16 protein-coding genes are annotated in these 18,600 nt (G+C 57.1%); 4 read left to right on the forward strand and 12 right to left on the reverse strand.

Annotated elements, in window-relative coordinates; genetic code table 11:
* Window positions 1-1,626: an NAD+ synthase gene (locus tag HUJ17_RS13195; protein WP_290511129.1), complete on the reverse strand. Its 1,626-nt coding sequence runs from the start codon at window positions 1,624-1,626 to the stop codon at window positions 1-3.
* Between the two features lie 90 nt (window positions 1,627-1,716).
* Here HUJ17_RS13195 and HUJ17_RS13200 point away from each other — a divergent pair, with 90 nt between their 5' ends.
* The 3 genes from HUJ17_RS13200 to HUJ17_RS13210 are packed head-to-tail and all read left to right on the forward strand — an operon-like array spanning window position 1,717 to window position 4,909.
* Window positions 1,717-1,968: a PP0621 family protein gene (locus HUJ17_RS13200; RefSeq protein ID WP_290511130.1), complete on the forward strand. Its 252-nt coding sequence runs from the start codon at window positions 1,717-1,719 to the stop codon at window positions 1,966-1,968.
* Window positions 1,958-3,514 (forward strand): ATP-binding protein, encoded by a 1,557-nt coding sequence (locus tag HUJ17_RS13205; protein ID WP_290511131.1) that lies wholly within the window; start codon window positions 1,958-1,960, stop codon window positions 3,512-3,514. The genes HUJ17_RS13200 and HUJ17_RS13205 overlap by 11 nt, the downstream gene beginning before the upstream one ends.
* Window positions 3,515-3,526: 12 nt before the next feature.
* Window positions 3,527-4,909 (forward strand): sigma-54 dependent transcriptional regulator, encoded by a 1,383-nt coding sequence (locus HUJ17_RS13210; RefSeq protein WP_290511132.1) that lies wholly within the window; start codon window positions 3,527-3,529, stop codon window positions 4,907-4,909.
* Here HUJ17_RS13210 and HUJ17_RS13215 read toward each other — a convergent pair whose 3' ends face one another.
* Window positions 4,910-5,932 carry an FAD-dependent oxidoreductase gene (locus HUJ17_RS13215; RefSeq protein WP_290511133.1) on the reverse strand — a complete coding sequence of 341 codons (1,023 nt, stop codon included), beginning with the start codon at window positions 5,930-5,932 and terminating at the stop codon, window positions 4,910-4,912.
* 89 nt (window positions 5,933-6,021) lie between these two features.
* On the opposite strand from HUJ17_RS13215, the gene HUJ17_RS13220 reads away from it, so the two are divergent.
* Window positions 6,022-6,537: a GspH/FimT family pseudopilin gene (locus HUJ17_RS13220; protein ID WP_290511134.1), complete on the forward strand. Its 516-nt coding sequence runs from the start codon at window positions 6,022-6,024 to the stop codon at window positions 6,535-6,537.
* Window positions 6,538-6,561: 24 nt separating this feature from the next.
* On the opposite strand, the gene HUJ17_RS13225 is transcribed toward HUJ17_RS13220, so the two are convergent.
* From HUJ17_RS13225 to ileS, 10 genes are all read right to left on the reverse strand, one after another.
* Window positions 6,562-6,984 (reverse strand): type IV pilin protein, encoded by a 423-nt coding sequence (locus HUJ17_RS13225; protein ID WP_290511135.1) that lies wholly within the window; start codon window positions 6,982-6,984, stop codon window positions 6,562-6,564.
* 43 nt (window positions 6,985-7,027) lie between these two features.
* The gene (locus HUJ17_RS13230; RefSeq protein ID WP_290511136.1) at window positions 7,028-11,314 is read right to left on the reverse strand and encodes a PilC/PilY family type IV pilus protein; all 4,287 of its coding nucleotides are present in this window, start codon (window positions 11,312-11,314) and stop codon (window positions 7,028-7,030) included.
* Between the two features lie 24 nt (window positions 11,315-11,338).
* Entirely contained in the window at window positions 11,339-11,872 is a 534-nt protein-coding gene (locus tag HUJ17_RS13235) for a PilX N-terminal domain-containing pilus assembly protein (protein ID WP_290511137.1), read from the reverse strand.
* Between the two features lie 45 nt (window positions 11,873-11,917).
* Window positions 11,918-12,718, reverse strand: coding sequence for a PilW family protein (locus HUJ17_RS13240; RefSeq protein ID WP_290511138.1), 801 nt, complete (start codon window positions 12,716-12,718; stop codon window positions 11,918-11,920).
* Window positions 12,715-13,218, reverse strand: coding sequence for a type IV pilus modification protein PilV (gene pilV / locus HUJ17_RS13245; protein ID WP_290511139.1), 504 nt, complete (start codon window positions 13,216-13,218; stop codon window positions 12,715-12,717). The genes HUJ17_RS13240 and pilV overlap by 4 nt, the downstream gene beginning before the upstream one ends.
* On the reverse strand, window positions 13,218-13,706 hold the full coding sequence (locus HUJ17_RS13250) for a GspH/FimT family pseudopilin (protein ID WP_290511140.1): 489 nt from the start codon (window positions 13,704-13,706) through the stop codon (window positions 13,218-13,220). Before HUJ17_RS13250 ends, pilV begins: the two co-directional genes overlap by 1 nt.
* A 242-nt stretch (window positions 13,707-13,948) precedes the next feature.
* On the reverse strand, window positions 13,949-14,884 hold the full coding sequence (ispH, locus tag HUJ17_RS13255; RefSeq protein ID WP_290511141.1) for a 4-hydroxy-3-methylbut-2-enyl diphosphate reductase: 936 nt from the start codon (window positions 14,882-14,884) through the stop codon (window positions 13,949-13,951).
* 93 nt (window positions 14,885-14,977) lie between these two features.
* Window positions 14,978-15,448: a peptidylprolyl isomerase gene (locus tag HUJ17_RS13260; RefSeq protein WP_290511142.1), complete on the reverse strand. Its 471-nt coding sequence runs from the start codon at window positions 15,446-15,448 to the stop codon at window positions 14,978-14,980.
* A complete protein-coding gene (gene lspA, locus HUJ17_RS13265) occupies window positions 15,441-15,968 on the reverse strand; it encodes a signal peptidase II (RefSeq protein WP_290511143.1) in 528 nt (175 codons plus the stop codon). The genes HUJ17_RS13260 and lspA overlap by 8 nt, the downstream gene beginning before the upstream one ends.
* A partial coding sequence (gene ileS, locus HUJ17_RS13270; protein ID WP_290511144.1) for an isoleucine--tRNA ligase occupies window positions 15,961-18,600 on the reverse strand: 2,640 nt, incomplete at its 5' end. The genes ileS and lspA, both read right to left, overlap by 8 nt.

The raw sequence follows: 18,600 nt of genomic DNA on the forward strand, positions 1-18,600 counted from the left end.
TTAATCTCCCGGCCGCCAGCCGTTGGTGATCGGGTAGCGCCGATCCTTGCCAAAGGCGCGACGGCTGACGCGGGGGCCCACGGCTGCCTGGCGGCGCTTGTACTCGTTGCGATCGGTAAGTTTTACCACCCGGTAGACGTTGTCACGGTCGAAGCCGTCCCGAATGACGGCCTCAGCGCTCATGTCCTGCTCCACATAACGCTCGAGAATCGCATCCAGTTCGTCGTAATCCGGCAATGAATCACTGTCGACCTGGTCCGGGGCCAGCTCGGCCGACGGTGGGCGGGTAATGACTCGCTCTGGAATAATTTCCACACCCGCCTGCTGGTTTCGCCAATTGGCCAAGCGGTACACCATGGTCTTGAACACATCCTTAAGTACCGAGAAGCCGCCGGCCATATCACCGTAGAGCGTCGCATATCCTACGGCCATTTCGCTCTTATTGCCGGTAGTCAGTACCACCGACCCGTTCTTGTTAGAAAGCGCCATGAGCAAGACGCCACGGCAACGGGCCTGCAGATTTTCCTCGGTGGTATCTTTCTCCTGGCCAGCGAATGCCTCACTGAGAATATCCATAAAACCATTGAAGGCAGGCTCAATGGGCAGAACCCGGTAGTGGACCCTCAGGGTTTTAGCCTGCTTCTCTGCGTCTTCCAGACTCATGGCGGAGGTGTAACGGAACGGCATCATCACCGCTTCTACCCGCTCCGGCCCCAGAGCATCCACAGCAACCGCCAGGGTCAGTGCCGAATCAATGCCTCCGGACAGCCCCAACAAGGCGCCCTTGAAACCGTTTTTGTTGACGTAATCCCGAGTTGCCAATACCAGCGCCCGGTAAAGACTCTCCTCCAGGCCCGGAAGTGGCAATTGCTCCCCCATGGGTTCACAGTGTCCATCACTGCACTGCAGATCCACCGGAATCAGCGCCTCGGTAAAGCTGGCGGCCTGTATACAGCGACGTCCCTGGCTGTCACAAACAAAAGAAGCGCCATCAAAAATCAGCTCATCCTGACCGCCCACCAGGTTGCAATACAGTATTGGCAAGCCAGTTTCTCGGCTGCGCGCCTCCACTTGCTCCAGGCGCTCCTGAAACTTATTGGCGCGGAAAGGGGAAGCATTCAGGTTAAGCACCAGGTCAACGCCCTGTTGCTGCAGCTGTGCTGCCGGCCCGCTATGCCAGATGTCCTCGCAAATGGTCAGCCCCAGGGTCCAGCCATCCAACTCAAAGCTGCAGGCCTCGGAACCAGGTTGAAAATAGCGTTTTTCGTCGAACACACGGTAATTGGGCAAATGCTGTTTGAAATATTCATGACGGGGGCGACTTTCACCAGGGAACACTACCCCGGCGGTATTGCGGCGCTGGCCATTACGCACGGCGGGATAGCCAATCACCACCGGCACAGCGACCTGTTGCCCGATCTTCTCCAAAGCCGCATCCACACGGCTGTTTAGGCTGGGCCGCAACAACAGATCCTCCGGTGGATAGCCGGTCAGCATCAATTCCGGAAACAGCACCAGATCCGCCCCCAGCAAACGGCGCGCCTCGTCCGCCGCATTGATCACCCGCTGGGCATTACCTTCAATGTCGCCCACCAGCACATTCTGCTGGGCCATAATAATCCGCATGGTTAACCGGCCTTTCCTCAAGTGAGCGCTGATTGTACTCTTTAGCCGGCGATCGATGAACGCATCACGCTACAAATCGAGGAGAACAAAATGGGCCTGATTCGCCTGCTGATTATTGCCGCCCTGATCTATCTGGCCTGGCGAGTGGTGAAAAACCTGCTGTCACAGGCAAGCGGCCGCGACAACTCCAGCCCCGACAGCAGCAGTCAGGACGCCCAGGCCATGCTCAAATGCGCCCAGTGTGACGTGCATGTTCCGGCCCAGGAAGCCTTCACTCATAACGGCCTTCACTTCTGTTGCCAGGAGCACCAACGCCTGTATCTGGAGCACCATGACCGCTAGCCAGGGGTGGACGCCTGCCCGCATCTACAATGTCTACCGGATTGCCATCGCCTGCAGCCTGATGCTGCTGCACTTCGGCCCGGAAAAAGCCCTGATCGGCAATCACTTACCGTTATTGTTTGAAACCACACTCTTTGTCTATCTGGGTCTGACGCTGGCATCCGCCACTCTGGATTTTCGGGCCGAGAAACGTGCCTACCCAGCCTGGGCACAGCCTGCCTCGCTGATTACCGATCTGACCATGCTGTCCCTCGTTGTCCATGCCAATGGGGGGCTGGAGGGCGGCCTGGCGGTACTGCTTCTGGTTACCGTGGCAGCCGGCAACATTCTGTTGCGCGGGCGTCTTGGCTTCCTGATTGCTGCTCTGGCCACGCTGGTCATGATGTTTGAGCAGTTTTACTTTTCCATGCAGTCCCTGTCGGACTCCCCTTTCCTGCTGACAGAATCCGGCCTGCTGGGCATCGCCTTTTTCATGGTATCGCTGATCATTCAACAGATAACCCAGCGGCTGCAGCAAAGCGAGCGGATTGCCCAGCGCCAGCGTGTAGCTATCGAGCGACTGGAAGCCCTGAACCAGCAGATTGTGCAGCGCATGCGGACCGGCGTTGTGGTATTCGACGAATCCTTCCGCATTCTGATGGCCAACCAGGCAGCCAACAGCCTGTTTGGCACGCCCATGCTCGGCAATCGGTTGCCCAAGCAATTGGTCAGCCGTTATCAACGCTGGCAAGACAACCCATTACTGCCACTGGCCACCCTGAGAACCTCGGAACAATCACCGGTACTCAACCCCAGGTTTGCCCCCCTGGAAACCGACCACGAACTGCTAACACTGCTGTTTCTGGAAGACAGCGCCCGGGTAGCCCAGGAAGCCCAGCAGATGAATCTCGCCTCACTGGGGCGCCTTTCCGCCACCCTGGCCCATGAGATCCGCAACCCGCTGAGCGCCATCAATCATGCCACCGAACTGTTGCTAGACGGCGATGCCAGCGAGGAAGACCAGCATTTGCTAGGCATCATTCGCAACCATGTGGGCCGGGTAAATGGCATCATTCATGATGTTCTGGATTTGTCACGTCGAGGTCGCGGACAAGCCGAACGCTTTGGTTTGACGCCGTTTCTCAACGAGCTTTGTGAGCAGTGGAGCTTGCGAGGCTACCCCGGCGAGCGCCTTGGCAAGACCTGTCAAGCGGACGTGGAAGTACGCTTTGATCGCAATCAGTTGACCCAGGTGGTCGACAACCTGATCCGTAATGCCTTCCAGCATGGCGGGGAAAACTGCCGGGTTACGCTGGAATGTGGCAGCCATGAACAAACCGGGCTGCCCTGGCTCAGAATCCGGGATAATGGCAGTGGCATTCCTCCCGAGACTGCACGGCACCTTTTTGAGCCCTTCTATACCACGGCCAGTGACGGCAATGGACTTGGCCTCTATCTAAGCCGGGAGCTTTGCCAGGCCAATCAGGCTGCGCTGGACCTGGAAGACACCCCGAACGGGGCCAGCTTTGTGATAACCTTTGCCCACCCGCACCGACAATTTCAATAACACGATCTGATTATGAGTGCTGACACCCCACACGTATTGGTTGTTGACGACGAAGCCGATCTACGCGAACTGCTGGTGATCACCCTTGGGCGCATGAAACTCAAGGCCACAGCGGCCGAATCACTTGGCGCAGCCAAAGCAGCCCTTGGTGAGCACACCTTCGATCTGTGCCTGACCGACATGAATCTGGGGGACGGCACCGGGCTGGAGCTGCTGCAGTTTATTTCCCGGCATTGCCCGGACATGCCTACCGCTGTCATCACGGCTTACGGCAGCATGGAAACCGCCACCGATGCCATGAAGTTCGGGGCCTATGACTTTATTGCCAAGCCGGTGGCGCTGGATCGCCTGCGTCAGTTGATTGAAGACGGGCTAGGCATCAGCGAAGTGGAAGATCATCACGAGGAAGAAGACAACCTGATCGGTGAGGCACCTAGCATGCGGGCCCTGAAGGCCCAAGTCCGCAAACTGGCACGCAGCCAGGCACCGATCTACATCAGCGGCGAATCCGGCAGCGGCAAGGAGCGCATAGCCCGCCTGATTCACAACCTGGGCCCCCGCAGGGAAAAGCCCTTTGTCGCCGTCAATTGCGGCGCCATCCCTTCAGAATTGATGGAAAGCGAATTTTTCGGCCACCGCAAAGGCGCATTTACCGGTGCCGTGGAAGACCGCAAAGGTCTGTTTCGGGAGGCCGATGGCGGCACCCTCTTTCTGGATGAAGTGGCCGACCTGCCCCTGCACATGCAGGTCAAATTATTAAGGGCTATTCAGGAAAAGAGTGTGCGCCCGGTGGGTGAAGCGCGGGAGTTCCAAGTGAACCTGCGCATTCTCTGCGCTACCCACAAGGATCTGACCAATGAAATGGCCGAAGGTCGCTTCCGGCAGGATCTATTTTATCGTCTCAACGTTATCGAAGCTCACGTTCCACCGCTTCGTGAACGACAGGAAGACATTCCTGCACTGGTTGATCATATTCTTCAGCGCCTCAGCCAAGCTTGGGACACTAGCGCCCCCAAGGTCAGTGGCCAGGCCATGAAAGCCCTGTGTGATTATCCCTTCCCCGGTAATGTGCGGGAACTGGAAAACACGCTGGAAAGGGCCATGACCCTTTGCAATGGTATGGTAATTGAGGCCGAGAGCCTGCATTTACAGTCGCCTTCTTCCCCCGCGCCGGCCAAAATAGCCGATGGCATCAATCAGGACTTACCCAAGCGGGCCGCCGACCAACCGCTGGAAGACTTTCTACAGGACATCGAGCGTCAGGAAATCCTCAAAGCACTGGATGCCACACACTGGAATCGGACTGCTGCCGCGAAAAAACTTGGCATGACATTTCGCTCCCTACGGTATCGACTCAAGAAGCTAGAGTTAGACAGGGACGACGGCAGCGAGTGATCATGGCGCCCCGTAGGGCGCAGGATCGAACTCCAGTGGCTCCCCACACATCCATTGCGCCAGTAATCGCGCACTAGCAGGCGCTGCCACCAGCCCATTCCGAAAGTGCCCCGTGTTGACCCATAGGCGTTGCTGCGAATCCACCGGAAAGATGTACGGCTCGTCCCTGATGTTACCGGGCCTAAGCCCCGCCCACACTGCCAAAGGCGTTTTTCCTGCCAGCGAGGGTCTTAGACGCAAGGCGTTTGCGCGCAGGCACTCATACCCCTCCCTGGTAGGAAGACTCGTCTCGAAAGAGGGCTCCATCGTAGAACCAAACAAACAGAGCCCATCGCCTCGGGGAATAAAATAACCGGAATCGCTGAGCCAGACCGTATCGGGGCAATCCTCACCCAGGTCCCACAACAGCATTTGCCCTTTCACAGGAGTCACCGGCAACGTCACCCCCCAGGGAACCAACAGCGGAGCCGACCAGGCCCCCGCTGCAACCACAACCGCATCGAACCGGTGCTTACTTGCCCCGGTCACCACATTCATTCCACTACCGGCTTCTTCAAGGCAGGTGACCTGCTCAGCCACTATGTTGACACCACGTTTCTCCAGCGCCTCCCTGAGCCGATCAATCAACCATGGATTGCGCACAGAGCCCAGTTCAGGCAAGAACCAACCAAGCGGGTGTCGCTCGCAAGTCACTTCGTGACGGCGACACCAGTCTGTCACTTGATCCGTTTCATCCGTCACCGCCAGCAATCCCTGCGGAACTACCTGGAAGTCCACCTCCAGCACCCTGGCCAGCGCCTGATAATCCTGCACAGCATTCCGAGTCAGGCGGGTTAGCGCATCAGAATACCGCCAGGGGAAAAGTGGCGAAAGAATTCCGCCACCAGCCCAGGAAGCTGGATTGCGAGCCGGCTCGTCGTGAAACACCGTGACCTGCCTGCCCCGACAATTCAGCTCCATGGCGGACAAAAGCCCCATTATTCCTGCGCCAACCACTGCTACATCGGCTACATGCTTTGTCATAACTGCCCTACACCGTCTTGCGAAATTTATCTATGCCACCACGACAATGTGCTGTCTATGCTGCCTGTTCAGGCATCAGAGCATGAAGAATGAAAAGAGAAGCCGGCACGACACTGATGGAGCTTATGGTCTCGCTGATCATTATGGGACTAGTGCTATCCCTCTCCCTGCCGTCACTGCAACGGCTCGTCACCAACCAGCGGCTGACCTCAGCCGCCAATGATACACTGGCATTACTGCTACAGGCCCGCAGCAGCAGCCTTGTGCAAGGTGACATCGTGATCTGCATCAAAAACAGTGACTGCAATGACCATAGCCCGGGGCCGGGACTGATGGCTTTCCACGACAGCAACAAGAATCTGAAACATGACACAGGGGAGAACATTGTCGCGGAAACCGGTGACACAAAACAAATCCAATGGCAGTGGAAAAGTTTCCGAGGCAAACCCTGGTTTCGATACAAAGCCACTGGCAAAGGGTACTACCAGAACGGGAGCTTTTACGTTTGCCTGAAAAATGCAGGCAAACGGGTGGTGGTTAACTGGGTGGGTCGGCCAAGAGTGGAAAGCAGTATACCGAAGGGGAGCTGCCCGGTTACTCAGTAACCAGGCAGTAAAAACAAACTACCGTCAGCGCTTGCTCCAGGGATCATCGGTGCCAATAGTGCAGCCACCCGTTCCGAAACAGGTATCACTATCCTGATTAATCTTGAACGACACCCCTCCCGCAACAATAGAACCGCTCTTTGGCGTCGCCAACGCTTCATAGGTCTGGTCGCTATTAGCCAAAGTAATCGTCACTGTGTACTTCTCATCACTGGCCAGAGAAGACCCCAATTTGGTCAGAGAGTTAGTGTAGGTGAAGTTCTGGGAACGCCAGCGCTCCTGAGATGCAGCCAGATCCATCAGATCCCCACGCACTTTGGCTTCAACCGTATTACGAACATGATTGGTGTATGACGGATAAGCAATCGCCGCCAGAATAGCCACTATCATCACTGTAATAAGCAACTCAATCAGGGTAAAACCTGTCTGTCTGTTTCTATTCTGCATATAGACCCCGAAGGGGGCTTTTGCCCCCAAGCGTTTATTTTGTTTATGGCGTGGTCGGGTTGGGGTTCTCCGCCTGGATAACCGCATCCGCCTCCGCATCACTGTCTACCGGATACCAGCGGGTCTTCTTCAGACCACAGCCTTTCATAAACCCACCCGAACGGACGGAAGTACCCACCAGAATCGCAATCTGGGAACCACTCTCGCAGGCTGAATCATAGCCATCATCATCTGTTTGATCTGGGTCAGTAGGAGGATCCTCCCCACCCACAACAACCGTAGCCCCACCACCCAGACCAATGAGAGCACTTTCCTCGATACGATCCGAGCCATCCACGGCACCGTCGTTGTTTGCATCCCCTGCCGGCGACGCATCGTTCACATTGATGGTGTAAAGGCGGGTACGTCCCTGCACAGGAGCACAATCGGAACGCGAGGAGAGGTCGGTAGGCACATAGGCCGTAAGATAGATGACACCATCCAGAATTGCGGCAGCATCCAGCACCTTCTCCCCGTTCGCCTTGTCCAGGTTGAGATACCAGCCTCGTTTGGAGAGATCTCCCGCCGAGGGAGAGAGGTTACTGGTCACATCCACCAGGTCGGAAGTGCCCACTGTTCCGGATGAGGTATACCCGGTTTTCTGGGCATTGAAGATGTCCGTGTCCTCCACCATGAATATGCGGTCCTGAGTCGCATTCTTTTCAAGAGGATGCGCCCGATAACCCGAGCCAACCACCACCTGCAGGAAGGGGTTGTCGGAACTGTCGTAAGCCAGTGAGGCAGTCACAGAGGCATACAAACGTCGGTGATCACTGTAGGAGGACGACTCCGCATAGCCCAGGGAGGCCAGGGTCTCAACGCGACGAACCAGGCTCCCCGCTCCGGTATTATCCATATTCAGATCTACCCGGAAGATTTGCCCGCCCAGATCAGTGGCATAGAGGGCATCAATAAAGCCATCCACATCCAGATCCACTGCAGCCACGTCGGAGGGGATGCTCCACTTCATATTGCTCACAGTATCGTGGGATGCAGCCCCGGAATTACTACTGGCATCCGAGGCGCTCCAGATGAGCTTGCCGTTGACAGCATTCACCATATAAATGGCATTGCCCATGCTGTCACCGGAAGACGACGTGCCCGCTGTATCGTGGCTTGCACTGTCGTAGCCGCCGCCAAAGATAAGTACCGGTACCGCTTTACCATTAATCTTGATCTGCGCCAGCGTCGGGCTGGACCAGGTCTGCCCCAGGTCATCAAAGCCGGATGTGCTTCCACCCTTGATTCGCCACAACAGACGGGGGTCCGGTGTCGCATCCGCATCAGTCACATCCAGAGCGTACATGTTGCGTCCACCGCGTCGCTGCCCACCGAACATATAGACGTTCAGGTTTGAACCTTCCACCCGGCGCCAGGGAGTCCAGGTCGCATCCAGTCCGTAAGTGGAACGGGGATAATCCGTGGGTAACAGCTTCTCATTCTCCATTCTCGCCCCGGTCTTGGCCAGCTCATCAGGAGGAATAAAGGAGAAGCGCTCACTGCCGTCATCCGCATCCACAGCATGAAGAATGCCATCGTTTGTGCCGACGTAAACCACGTTATCCTGAGTATTGTTTACCGTGTCCACATCATAAGTCACCAAACGCGGCTCACTGTGCAGAGGATCGCCCCAGGAGAACTTGAGGAAGGTCACCGCTTCCGGCTGGTCGGCGGCATCTGCCAGATTCATCTGGGCTGCAGTGGGCTGATTGGTATCATCCATCAGCGTTAGCGCCTGACCACTGCCGAATGAGGTTGCATCGATGCTACCTGAAGGCTCAAGGTTGCTCTCAGTACCCGCAAAGTAATACAGCTTGCGAGTGGTACTACCGTTGTCGATCTCGCCCCGGGCACCGCCCATTACCGCCAGATTGCCATCCACGGAGTCAGACCAGAAACTCTTCGACTCGTCCTTGAAGAAACCCGTCGTGTCGTCGGTGGCGACGGCACCGGTAGCATCAACAATTCTCGGGCCAGAGCTGGCAAACTCGAGACGGTAACGCTTCAGGTTACCTTTCCACTGTGTCAGGAAATCCGGCTTGAATACGGAGTAGTACAACTGATCCAGATGCTGGAAACGGTTCAACTGGTTAACTGCCACACCCGGCGCAGCCAAAGAGGCATTTTCCACCGTAATACGGTCTATGATTTCGGAAAACGCCGTCTCGACCTCGTCCACATTCGACGCTGGCACATAGAAGCCCCCCGATGCTTCGGCAATACGGGAATAACCCTCAGTCTCAGTATCTTTTAGCTGAAAACCAACAATGTGGGTCACCACCGGCACGCGATCCGCGGGATCCACAGGATTCGCCAGCCACTTGGCATACGTGGCGGAGCAGGTGTAGTCGTCTGTACCTGGGCAATCCGGATCAGAGCCCTTGACCACGCCTTCGGTCGCCTTGGAAACGTTATCCTGCGCAGTCTTTCGATCGTTGGGGCTCTTGCCGGCCATCATAATGATATGACTGCGTGAGCACTGATCTGCAGCGCTGGGGGGCAAACGATAACTGGAATACCTGGCATCGAAAATATCATCCGCATAGGTATCAGCCGGTTCGCTACCCTCGTTCGTTTTATAATAATCCGCCCCAGTGATGGGTACATGCCCATGCATGTAGGACCCCATGTCCAGCAGGCTCGTGGCTGTATCAGGCTTCCCCCCCCCCTGAGCACTGGCCAGCAATGCCACCTGCTCCTTCAGCGCATCTCGTGAGGAAGGAAGGAAACTGGAAGTGCTGGCAGCCAAGGCATCAAATTTCATGTATGCGGCACTGGCGACCCCGTCATCCATACCTCCCAGACGCACCGAGAAGGAATCCGGCGCAGAACTCTTCAGCACAAAGCCCAGATTGCTGCCAGCCGTCCACCCTGCCGTTGCCAGCACCTTGTTGACCATGTCGGTCACATCTACCTCAAAGTAACCCTGCTGGCCAGCCGTTAATGGATACTCAACGCTGGCACCCAGGGTGCCTTGGGCAGAAATGGAGCCATCACTATCAAACGGCAGGGCATCCCCATTGATCGCATCAATGACCAATTTACCATCGCCGGAGACCTCCATGGCATTGAGGTAAAGCCTGGCGTTGCTGATCACATCGCCGCTCTGAAGACCAAACTGGGGCATCCTCAACGCTGCCATATAGGAACCGGAAGAAACCGCTTCCTTGCTGCCATTCGGCTTGGTGGCTTTCTTGGAGGTGGATACGGTATCCAGATTGCCTGCATCACCCACCAGGAAGGGACGGTCACTGAACAAGGTGCCGCCGGACAGTAACTCGATCGCATCATTATCGGTTTGGGAAGGATCGCGATGCTCGCCCCCCATACAGGACAACGCATCGTCACCGGACAGGCCATCACCTACCACCATGCTTGTGGGATCCCACTCAACATGCAGGGAAGGAGCTTTCACCGGCGTCACACCATCCGGCAACAACTGCCCGTTGGCCTCGGAAGCGTAGTAGGTAAAAGTAGAATCCGAGCGCATAAAGCCAAGACCGATGGTTTCATTGCCACACCAGGCAGCCCGGCTGACCATGTCTTGCATAACCGGGGTCAATGGAATACGAATGGTATAGGTGTCAACTTTCTCGACTTTGGTGTCCCACTCGGCGCCCGTATTGTAGGTGCGGTTATCGGGGCCGGTTACCTTGGTAATAACCGACTCTTTCCAGCCGGCGGCAAACAGATTATTGCTGGCAGAAAAAGGCTGGGCCAGATCCACATCATTCTGCAGCAGGCTTACTTCGGCGCCGCTGACCGGGAAGGAGGAATGAAGTTCAATGTAGGCATTGGTAATGGAGGCATGGCGAGGCACCGCTACCGGATTGAACACAAAGCCATGGCGGGTACTGCCATCACCACCCGCTACCTTGACCTCCGGATCCCCAATAACAATGGCATCACTACTACTTGCCTGGTAAGCATCACCATCCCCGGTGATAGCGAGACTGGTCAACTGGGTGCCTGCGGTATTAAGCAGCGGGGTGACCGGGTAGGCCACATAAGACCCTCCCGGCTGACCACCCGCATAATAACGGGATAACCCCATATTAGTACTGGACGCAGTCCGGTCGATGACACGGTTAAGGGCGGCGGCAATGTTTTCAATGATATCGCCAGAGTTACCGGCACCTGCCGTATCAATCATCATCATGATGTTGTTACTGCTACCAGCAGGAATGCCCTGCAGATAAACCTCGGTGTCATCGGCATGCAAACCTGGCACGCTGAGAAAAATGGCCGCACCAAGGCCCATGTAATAACTGGTTCGTTTTAAAATATTCATTTCTTGCCTCCCCACCCGCGCACTCTAGAAATTGCCGCTCATGTATAGCCCCTTGCGGGAGAATTCCTGGACACTGTGACTTTCCACTTCCAGATCTTCCATGTCGCCCTTGGCTACCGTCACAAAGTCATACCAGACAACCGTGGTACCGCCCGCCCCCGTCGTGGTAACGGAGTTACCGGCGATATTACGGATATTGTTTTTTGCCACCGTCCGAGACGAGGATTTCAGCAGGCTGCGCGAGTCCATGTAGTCTGATGCACCGCAGGCACCGCTCTGGTAAGGGTCATCCGCAGTCACACAGCGGTGCTGTATCTCGAATTTCCCCTCGGAGAAGCGGCTAGTTAGAGCCCTGAGGATGACGTTATTCTGTCCGCCCTCATCCGCATTCAGGGCCTCTTCAAACATGGACTGCAATGCGGTTTCACCCGCCTGAAATGTCATTGTGCTCACCTGCGATCCAGTGGTAATTCGCGCATTGAACAACGACATACGCATGGCGGAGACCCCCAGAATAGAAATCACCACCAACAGAAGCAGAGCGATGAATAACGCCATGCCTTGCTGTTTCCTTCGATGTAAAAGTTGGGCTGCAGTTTTCATCTACACGGAATCCCATCTGTAATTACGAAGTTTGATTGTGCGAATAAACAACCGCCGTACCGCCTGCACATCCAGTGGCGCTGTACCGCCGCTCAACTCATTGTCCAATACGGTAAAGCCTCTGGGCGTTTCGCTCTGGACATCACTGTCGCGGGACGCCCTTACCAGTAAACCGATACGCACACTGACAACCAGATCCCCTGCAGTAACCTGGTCGGCTCTGCGATAGTTGCCGGCATAAGGCACTCCATCGTCTGCCGTGGCGCCCGCGGTCATTGCCCTATCCACACCGTACTGAACCTGGAAACTGTCCACATTGCTGACCAGAGTGACGCCATCGGTATCCACTTCACCGCCACTAAAGGCCATATCATCATTGGCATCAATCAGACCCACACAAACCAGGTCGCCATCTGCGTTAACGGAATAGCGATTCTCGATCAGGGCATCATCATTCGCCCCCGTGTACTGATCGCCTTCACAATCCATAGTGCCAAAGAAACGGAAGCGCAGTTCGTCGTTGTCCGTGGCACCGGTGCCACCTTCATAGCTACTGGCCACAATGACCCCGCCGGATTCCGTACCATCAGCACGAGTCAGACCCGCCATCCGCAGCTCTTTGGAGATCAATTCAGCGGCAAAACGGCCAGTTTCCTGTACTTCACTCATGGTTTGCTGCAGGCGAAACGAGCGCTGATTTGTGATAAACATCTGCACGGCAGCCGCAGTAATCAGAGTGCCCAGCAGCAACGCGACCATCAGTTCCACAAGGCTGAACCCTCGCTGTTTCGAGCGCATCATGTCCGCACCTCCAGCACCACACAGTCTGCTTCGCTGACAACCTGATTTGCATCCTGGCAGTTATCCAGAGCTTCGCCGCCCCAGGCCACCAACACACACTGGGCAGAGCTGCCCTTGCAGTCTTCAACGCGAACCACGCCTTGCGAGAGGAGGTCATTGGCATACCATTTAAGCTGGGCAATATCCCAGGTCGCCATGGCACTGGCAGTACAATCGCTGTTCCAGCATGTATCGGGCAACGTGGCAGCTGGGTCGCCACTCCAGTTGGACTCGGTCTGGTAAACCGAAGATGAACCAGGGTTCGCCATCATCCTTTCAACCGCATCCTGGGCAATCGCCATTGCCTGGGAGCGCATATAGGTTTCATCCGTAGAGTCCAGCGCCCGTAGCTGAAGACCGGCGTAACCAAGCACACCGATACTCAGCACCAGAAGCGCCACAAGCACTTCCAACATCCCCACGCCAGCCTGGCGAATCTGCATTGACTTCACTTTCGTCATCAGCTGCACCCGTCAAAATCTTCATTTTTCAACAAGCCGGTGCGCCCTACCTCAATCTGGCGCCCCGTCACTTCCCCTTTCGCATGACAAACCTGAAAAGTCAGTGCTGCCGGGGTCCGCCCCTGAAGATCAAACGTCACCGTCGTGGTGCCATCCGCTTCTGCCAGCGTAGCGTTCTCACAGGGATCGAAAGTTTTTGATTCTGTGGATCCCGCATACTCAAGGGTCCAACCACCAGCTCCCCACTCATTTCCTGTAGTGGTTCCATCCACGGCTTCCACACTGACAGTACGGCGCAGATTCACTGCATCCGCACGGGCAGTGTTAAGTGCCGCGACCAGATCCATGGTGCAGGAGCGAACTGCAGAGTCCGCAGTCAGCATCCGGAAAGACGGAGCTACCATCGCGATCAGGACCCCCATGATGACGATCGCGACCATCGCCTCGACAATCGTAAAGCCCCGTTGTTTTTGATTAATGCTCTTCATGGAGACATGCCAACCCAATATTGTGTGGATTAACTCTAGCAAGCCGGTGAGGGGCATCAATGAGGGAGTGATAAACGGGCCGCCAGTGGCACCAAGCGGTATAAGTTGCTGAAATTTAATGATTTTTGGTACTTTCGGGTGTGAAGCAAATCACACTATAGTCGTAGATGTTCATAGCCTACGCCGACTAAAGAACCAATCATGGACTTACACTATCGTTGGCGCATGAAGGAGAGCAGGCGTTACGAGCGCAGCGCCTTGGGCATTGAGAAACGGATATTCTCTTCTCGACCGGGAATTTCCTCAGCCTCAGAGCCGCCCAGAGATTTGAGGGTGGTGATGACCTGCTGGACCAGCTCTTCGGGAGCGCTGGCGCCGGCAGTGACGCCGACAGCGGCCTTGCCCTTGAGCCAGGCAGGATCGATCTGGGAGGGGTCGTCGAGCAGGTAGGCTTCGGCGCCGCAGCGCTCGGCCAGTTCCCGCAGACGGTTGGAGTTGGAGCTGTTCACAGAACCCACTACCAGCACCAGGCCGCACTCCAGAGCCAGCTGGCGCACGGCATCCTGGCGATTGGTGGTGGCGTAGCAGATATCCTCACGTTTGGGGCCAAGGATGTTTGGAAAGCGAGCGCGCAAAGCATCGATCACTTTGGCGGTATCGTCCACACTGAGGGTGGTCTGGGTTACAAAGGCCAGAGTGTCAGGGTCACGAACCTGAATCTTCGCCACGTCCGCCTCATCTTCCACCAGATAAATATCACCGCCATGGGCCTTGTCGTACTGGCCCATGGTGCCTTCCACTTCCGGGTGACCGGCATGACCGATGAGAATGCTCTCGCGGCCTTCGCGAGCGTAGCGGATCACTTCCATATGGACCTTGGTGACCAGCGGGCAAGTGGCATCGAACACTTTCAACTGGCGACGTTCCGCCTCCTGCTGCACCGCCTTGGAAACACCGTGGGCACTGAAGATGACAATGGCATCATCCGGCACTTCGTGGAGTTCCTCCACAAACACCGCCCCTCGCTGACGCAGATCGTCCACCACATAACGGTTATGGACCACCTCGTGGCGCACATAGATCGGCGGACCGAACACTTCCAGCGCCCGGTTGACGATATCGATGGCGCGATCCACCCCTGCACAGAAGCCACGGGGGTTGGCGAGTCGGATTTGCATAGGAGATCCTGCTTAACTGGTACAGGCATTGTAACTGGTACAGGGCCGCTTCTGCGACCGTCGCAGCGACACAGAAGCGCAGCCTGCGTTGCATCAGTTCAGGGTAACGGGTTGCTCCGGAGCGTAACGCTCCACGGCGATAATCTCTACCTCGAAGGTCAGGTCGCGGCCGGCTAGAGGATGATTAAAGTCCACATAGACCCACTCTTCCTCTACCTTGCTGATCACCCCGGGCAACTCTCCACCGGCGGCATCGGCAAAGCTGAGCACCATGCCCTGCTCCAGGGTGTCGTACTGGGCAAACGTATCCCGGGTGAAGTGCTGCACATTCTCGTCATTGTAGTCACCGAAGGCCTTTTTCGCCTCCAGGAACACACTGCGACGGTCGCCGGCCTTGAGGCCGCGCAAGGCATTTTCAAAGCCTGGCAGCAGGGACTCATCGCCCCAGACAAAGGCTGCCGGCTCACCACCGAAGGTGGAATCCAGCTCGGTGCCGTCCATCAGACGCACCGCAAAATGCAAGGTGATACGGGTTTCCGGGCCCGCGCGGAGAATGTCAGTCATGCTTTTTGCGTGCTCCCAGGAACATGTCCAGCAAGATCAGGCCGGCACCAATGGTGATAGCGCTGTCGGCGATATTGAAGGCCGGGAAGTGGCTGTTACCCCAATAGAAATCCAGAAAATCCACCACATGCCCCAGCACCAGCCGGTCGTAGAAATTGCCCAGGGCCCCGCCCAGAATCAGCGCCAGCGCTACGCCCTGCAGTTTCTCGGCAGCGGTAAGCCGGGCCAGCCAGATCAGAATCAGTACCGAGGCACCCAACGCAATGGCAGTAAAGAACCAGCGCTGCCACCCCCCTGCATCCGCCAGAAAGCTGAATGCCGCACCGGGGTTATAGGCCAGGGTCAGATTAAAGAACGGCATCACTTCCAGCCGCTCATAGAGATCGAACCGGGCCACCACCATATGCTTGGTGATCTGGTCCAGCGCAATCACCACACCGGTGAGCCACAACCAGCACAACTGGCCCGGCAACAACCGTTTGCTGCTTTCAGAGGATGAGGAATCCAGCGCCTTAGGCATAACGTCGCACCTCACCCTCGCCGTCCACGTTCGTCACGCAACGGCCACACAACTCCGGATGCTCCGAATGGGAGCCAACATCCGGCTGGTGGTGCCAGCAACGGGCGCACTTGCCATACTCACTGGCCAGCACCTGCACCTTCAACCCGCTCACCGCCGTGTCTTCCAGTTCGGCAGGCGCCTCGCCCAGAGACTTGAGGGTGGCCGTAGAGGTGATGGTGACAAAGCGCAATTCATCACCAAGACGATTCAGCAGGGTCTGCTGCACCTCATCCACATAGAGCACTACCTCGGCACTGAGCCCGCCCTTGATCAGCTTGTCCCGGCGGGCATTTTCGATGGCCTTGTTGACCGCCTGTTTCACATCCTGCACTTGCTGCCAGAAGGCGCGGTCCATCTCCGTATCGGTAAGCGCGAAAAGCCCCGTGTACCATTCCGCCAGGAACACGGAATCGAGACGCTCGCCGGGCAGGTTCTCGTAGATCTCCTCGGCGGTGAAGCTGAGCACCGGCGCCATCCAGCGCACCAGCGCCTGGGCGATGTGATAGAGCGCGGTCTGACATGAACGACGCGCCACGGAATCTGCCTGGGTGGTGTACTGGCGATCCTTGATGATATCCAGATAGAAGCCACCCAGATCCAGCGCGCAGAAGTTGTGCAACTTCTGGTAGACCTGATGGAAATGGTAACCGTCGTACAGCCCCTGAATGTCTTCCTGCAGTTGCAGGGCGCGATCGACAATATAGCGATCCAACGCCAGCATCTGCTCCGGCTGCAGGGCATCGGTCGCCGGGTCGAAACCACTGAGATTGGAAAGCAGGAAACGGCTGGTGTTACGGATACGGCGATAGCTGTCGCCCATCTGCTTGAGAATGTCCTTGGACACGGACATCTCGCCACGGTAATCCGTGGCTGCCACCCACAGGCGCAGGATATCGGCGCCCAGGTCATTCCACACTTCCTGGGGAGCGATCACGTTGCCGATGGACTTGGACATCTTGCGGCCCTGCTCGTCCACGGTGAAACCGTGGGTCAGCACCGTCTTGTAGGGCGCGGCATCGCGAATTGCCAGGCTAGTCAGCAAGGAGGACTGGAACCAGCCACGGTGCTGGTCGGAGCCTTCCAGATACAAATCTGCCGGGCTTCCCAGCTGCTCGCGCTGATCCAGCACGCAATAATGGGTAACACCGGAATCGAACCACACGTCCAGGGTATCGGTGACCTTGCTGTACTGGTCGGCCTGATCGCCGAGCAACTCGGCGGGCGTCAGATCGAACCAGGCATCGATGCCTTCTTTTTCCACCCGCTGGGCCACCTGCTCGATCAGCGCCGGGGTGTCCGGGTGCAACTCACCGGTTTCCTTGTTCACGAACAGGGCGATAGGCACACCCCAGGTACGCTGGCGCGAGATACACCAGTCCGGGCGATCGGTGAGCATACCTTCGATGCGGGCCTTGCCCCAATCGGGCAGCCATTGCACCTGATCCACTTCCTGACGGGCGCGGGGCAGCAGCCCGGCCTTGTCCATGGACACAAACCACTGGGCGGTGGCGCGGAAGATCAGGGGCGTCTTGTGACGCCAGCAGTGCGGGTAGCTGTGCTCAATCTTCGCCAGCTTCACCAGGGCACCGCTTTCCTGCAATGCCTCGATCACCGGCTCGTTGGCCTTGCTCACATGCACACCGCCCACCACCGGCAGGTCGTCACGGAACAGGCCGCTGTCAAGCACCGGGCTGATCGGGTCCAGATCGTATTGCTGGCCCACCACAAAGTCATCGGCACCGTGGCCGGGTGCCGTGTGCACCAGGCCGGTACCGGCATCGGTGGTCACGTGCTCACCGAGAATCACGGGCACCTGGGCACCCAGGAACGGATGCTGCAGGGACAATGTCTCCAGCTTTTCGCCTTTCACGGCCGCAGAGCGAGACACGCTTTCCATGCCCCAGCGCTCGACCAGATCGTCCGCCAGCCCCTCGGCCACCAGCAACTCGCGATGCCGGCCATCCAGCTCGCCGCTGAGCAGCACATAGTCCAACTGCGGATGCACCGCCACCGCCCGGTTGGCGGGGATGGTCCAGGGGGTGGTCGTCCAGATCACCAGTGCCGGCGCAGTAGCCTCAATACCGGAACGGGCCGCAAAGTCCGCCACATCCACCACACTGAACGCCACATCAATGGCCGGGGATACCTTGTCGTAGTATTCCACTTCCGCTTCCGCCAGGGCAGAAGCGCAGTCCAGACACCAGTGCACCGGCTTGAAACCCTGTTGCAGGTGACCGTTGTCGACGATCTTGCCCAGGGAGCGGATGATGTTCGCCTCGAAGGCGTAATCCATGGTCAGATAGGGATTGTCCCAGTCACCGAGCACGCCCAGACGCTGAAAATCGGATTTCTGTCCGGCCACCTGTTTGCTGGCATAGTCGCGGCACTTCTGGCGGAAGGTGCGGGCATCCACCTTGTGGCCGGCCTTGCCGACCTTCTTTTCCACCATCAGCTCGATGGGCAGACCATGGCAGTCCCAGCCCGGCACATAGGGGGCATCAAAGCCGGCCAGGGTACGGGACTTGACGATCATGTCCTTGAGGATCTTGTTCACCGCATGGCCGATATGAATGTCGCCGTTGGCGTACGG

Source organism: Alcanivorax sp., from assembly GCF_014762765.1.
Lineage (GTDB): Bacteria > Pseudomonadota > Gammaproteobacteria > Pseudomonadales > Alcanivoracaceae > Alcanivorax.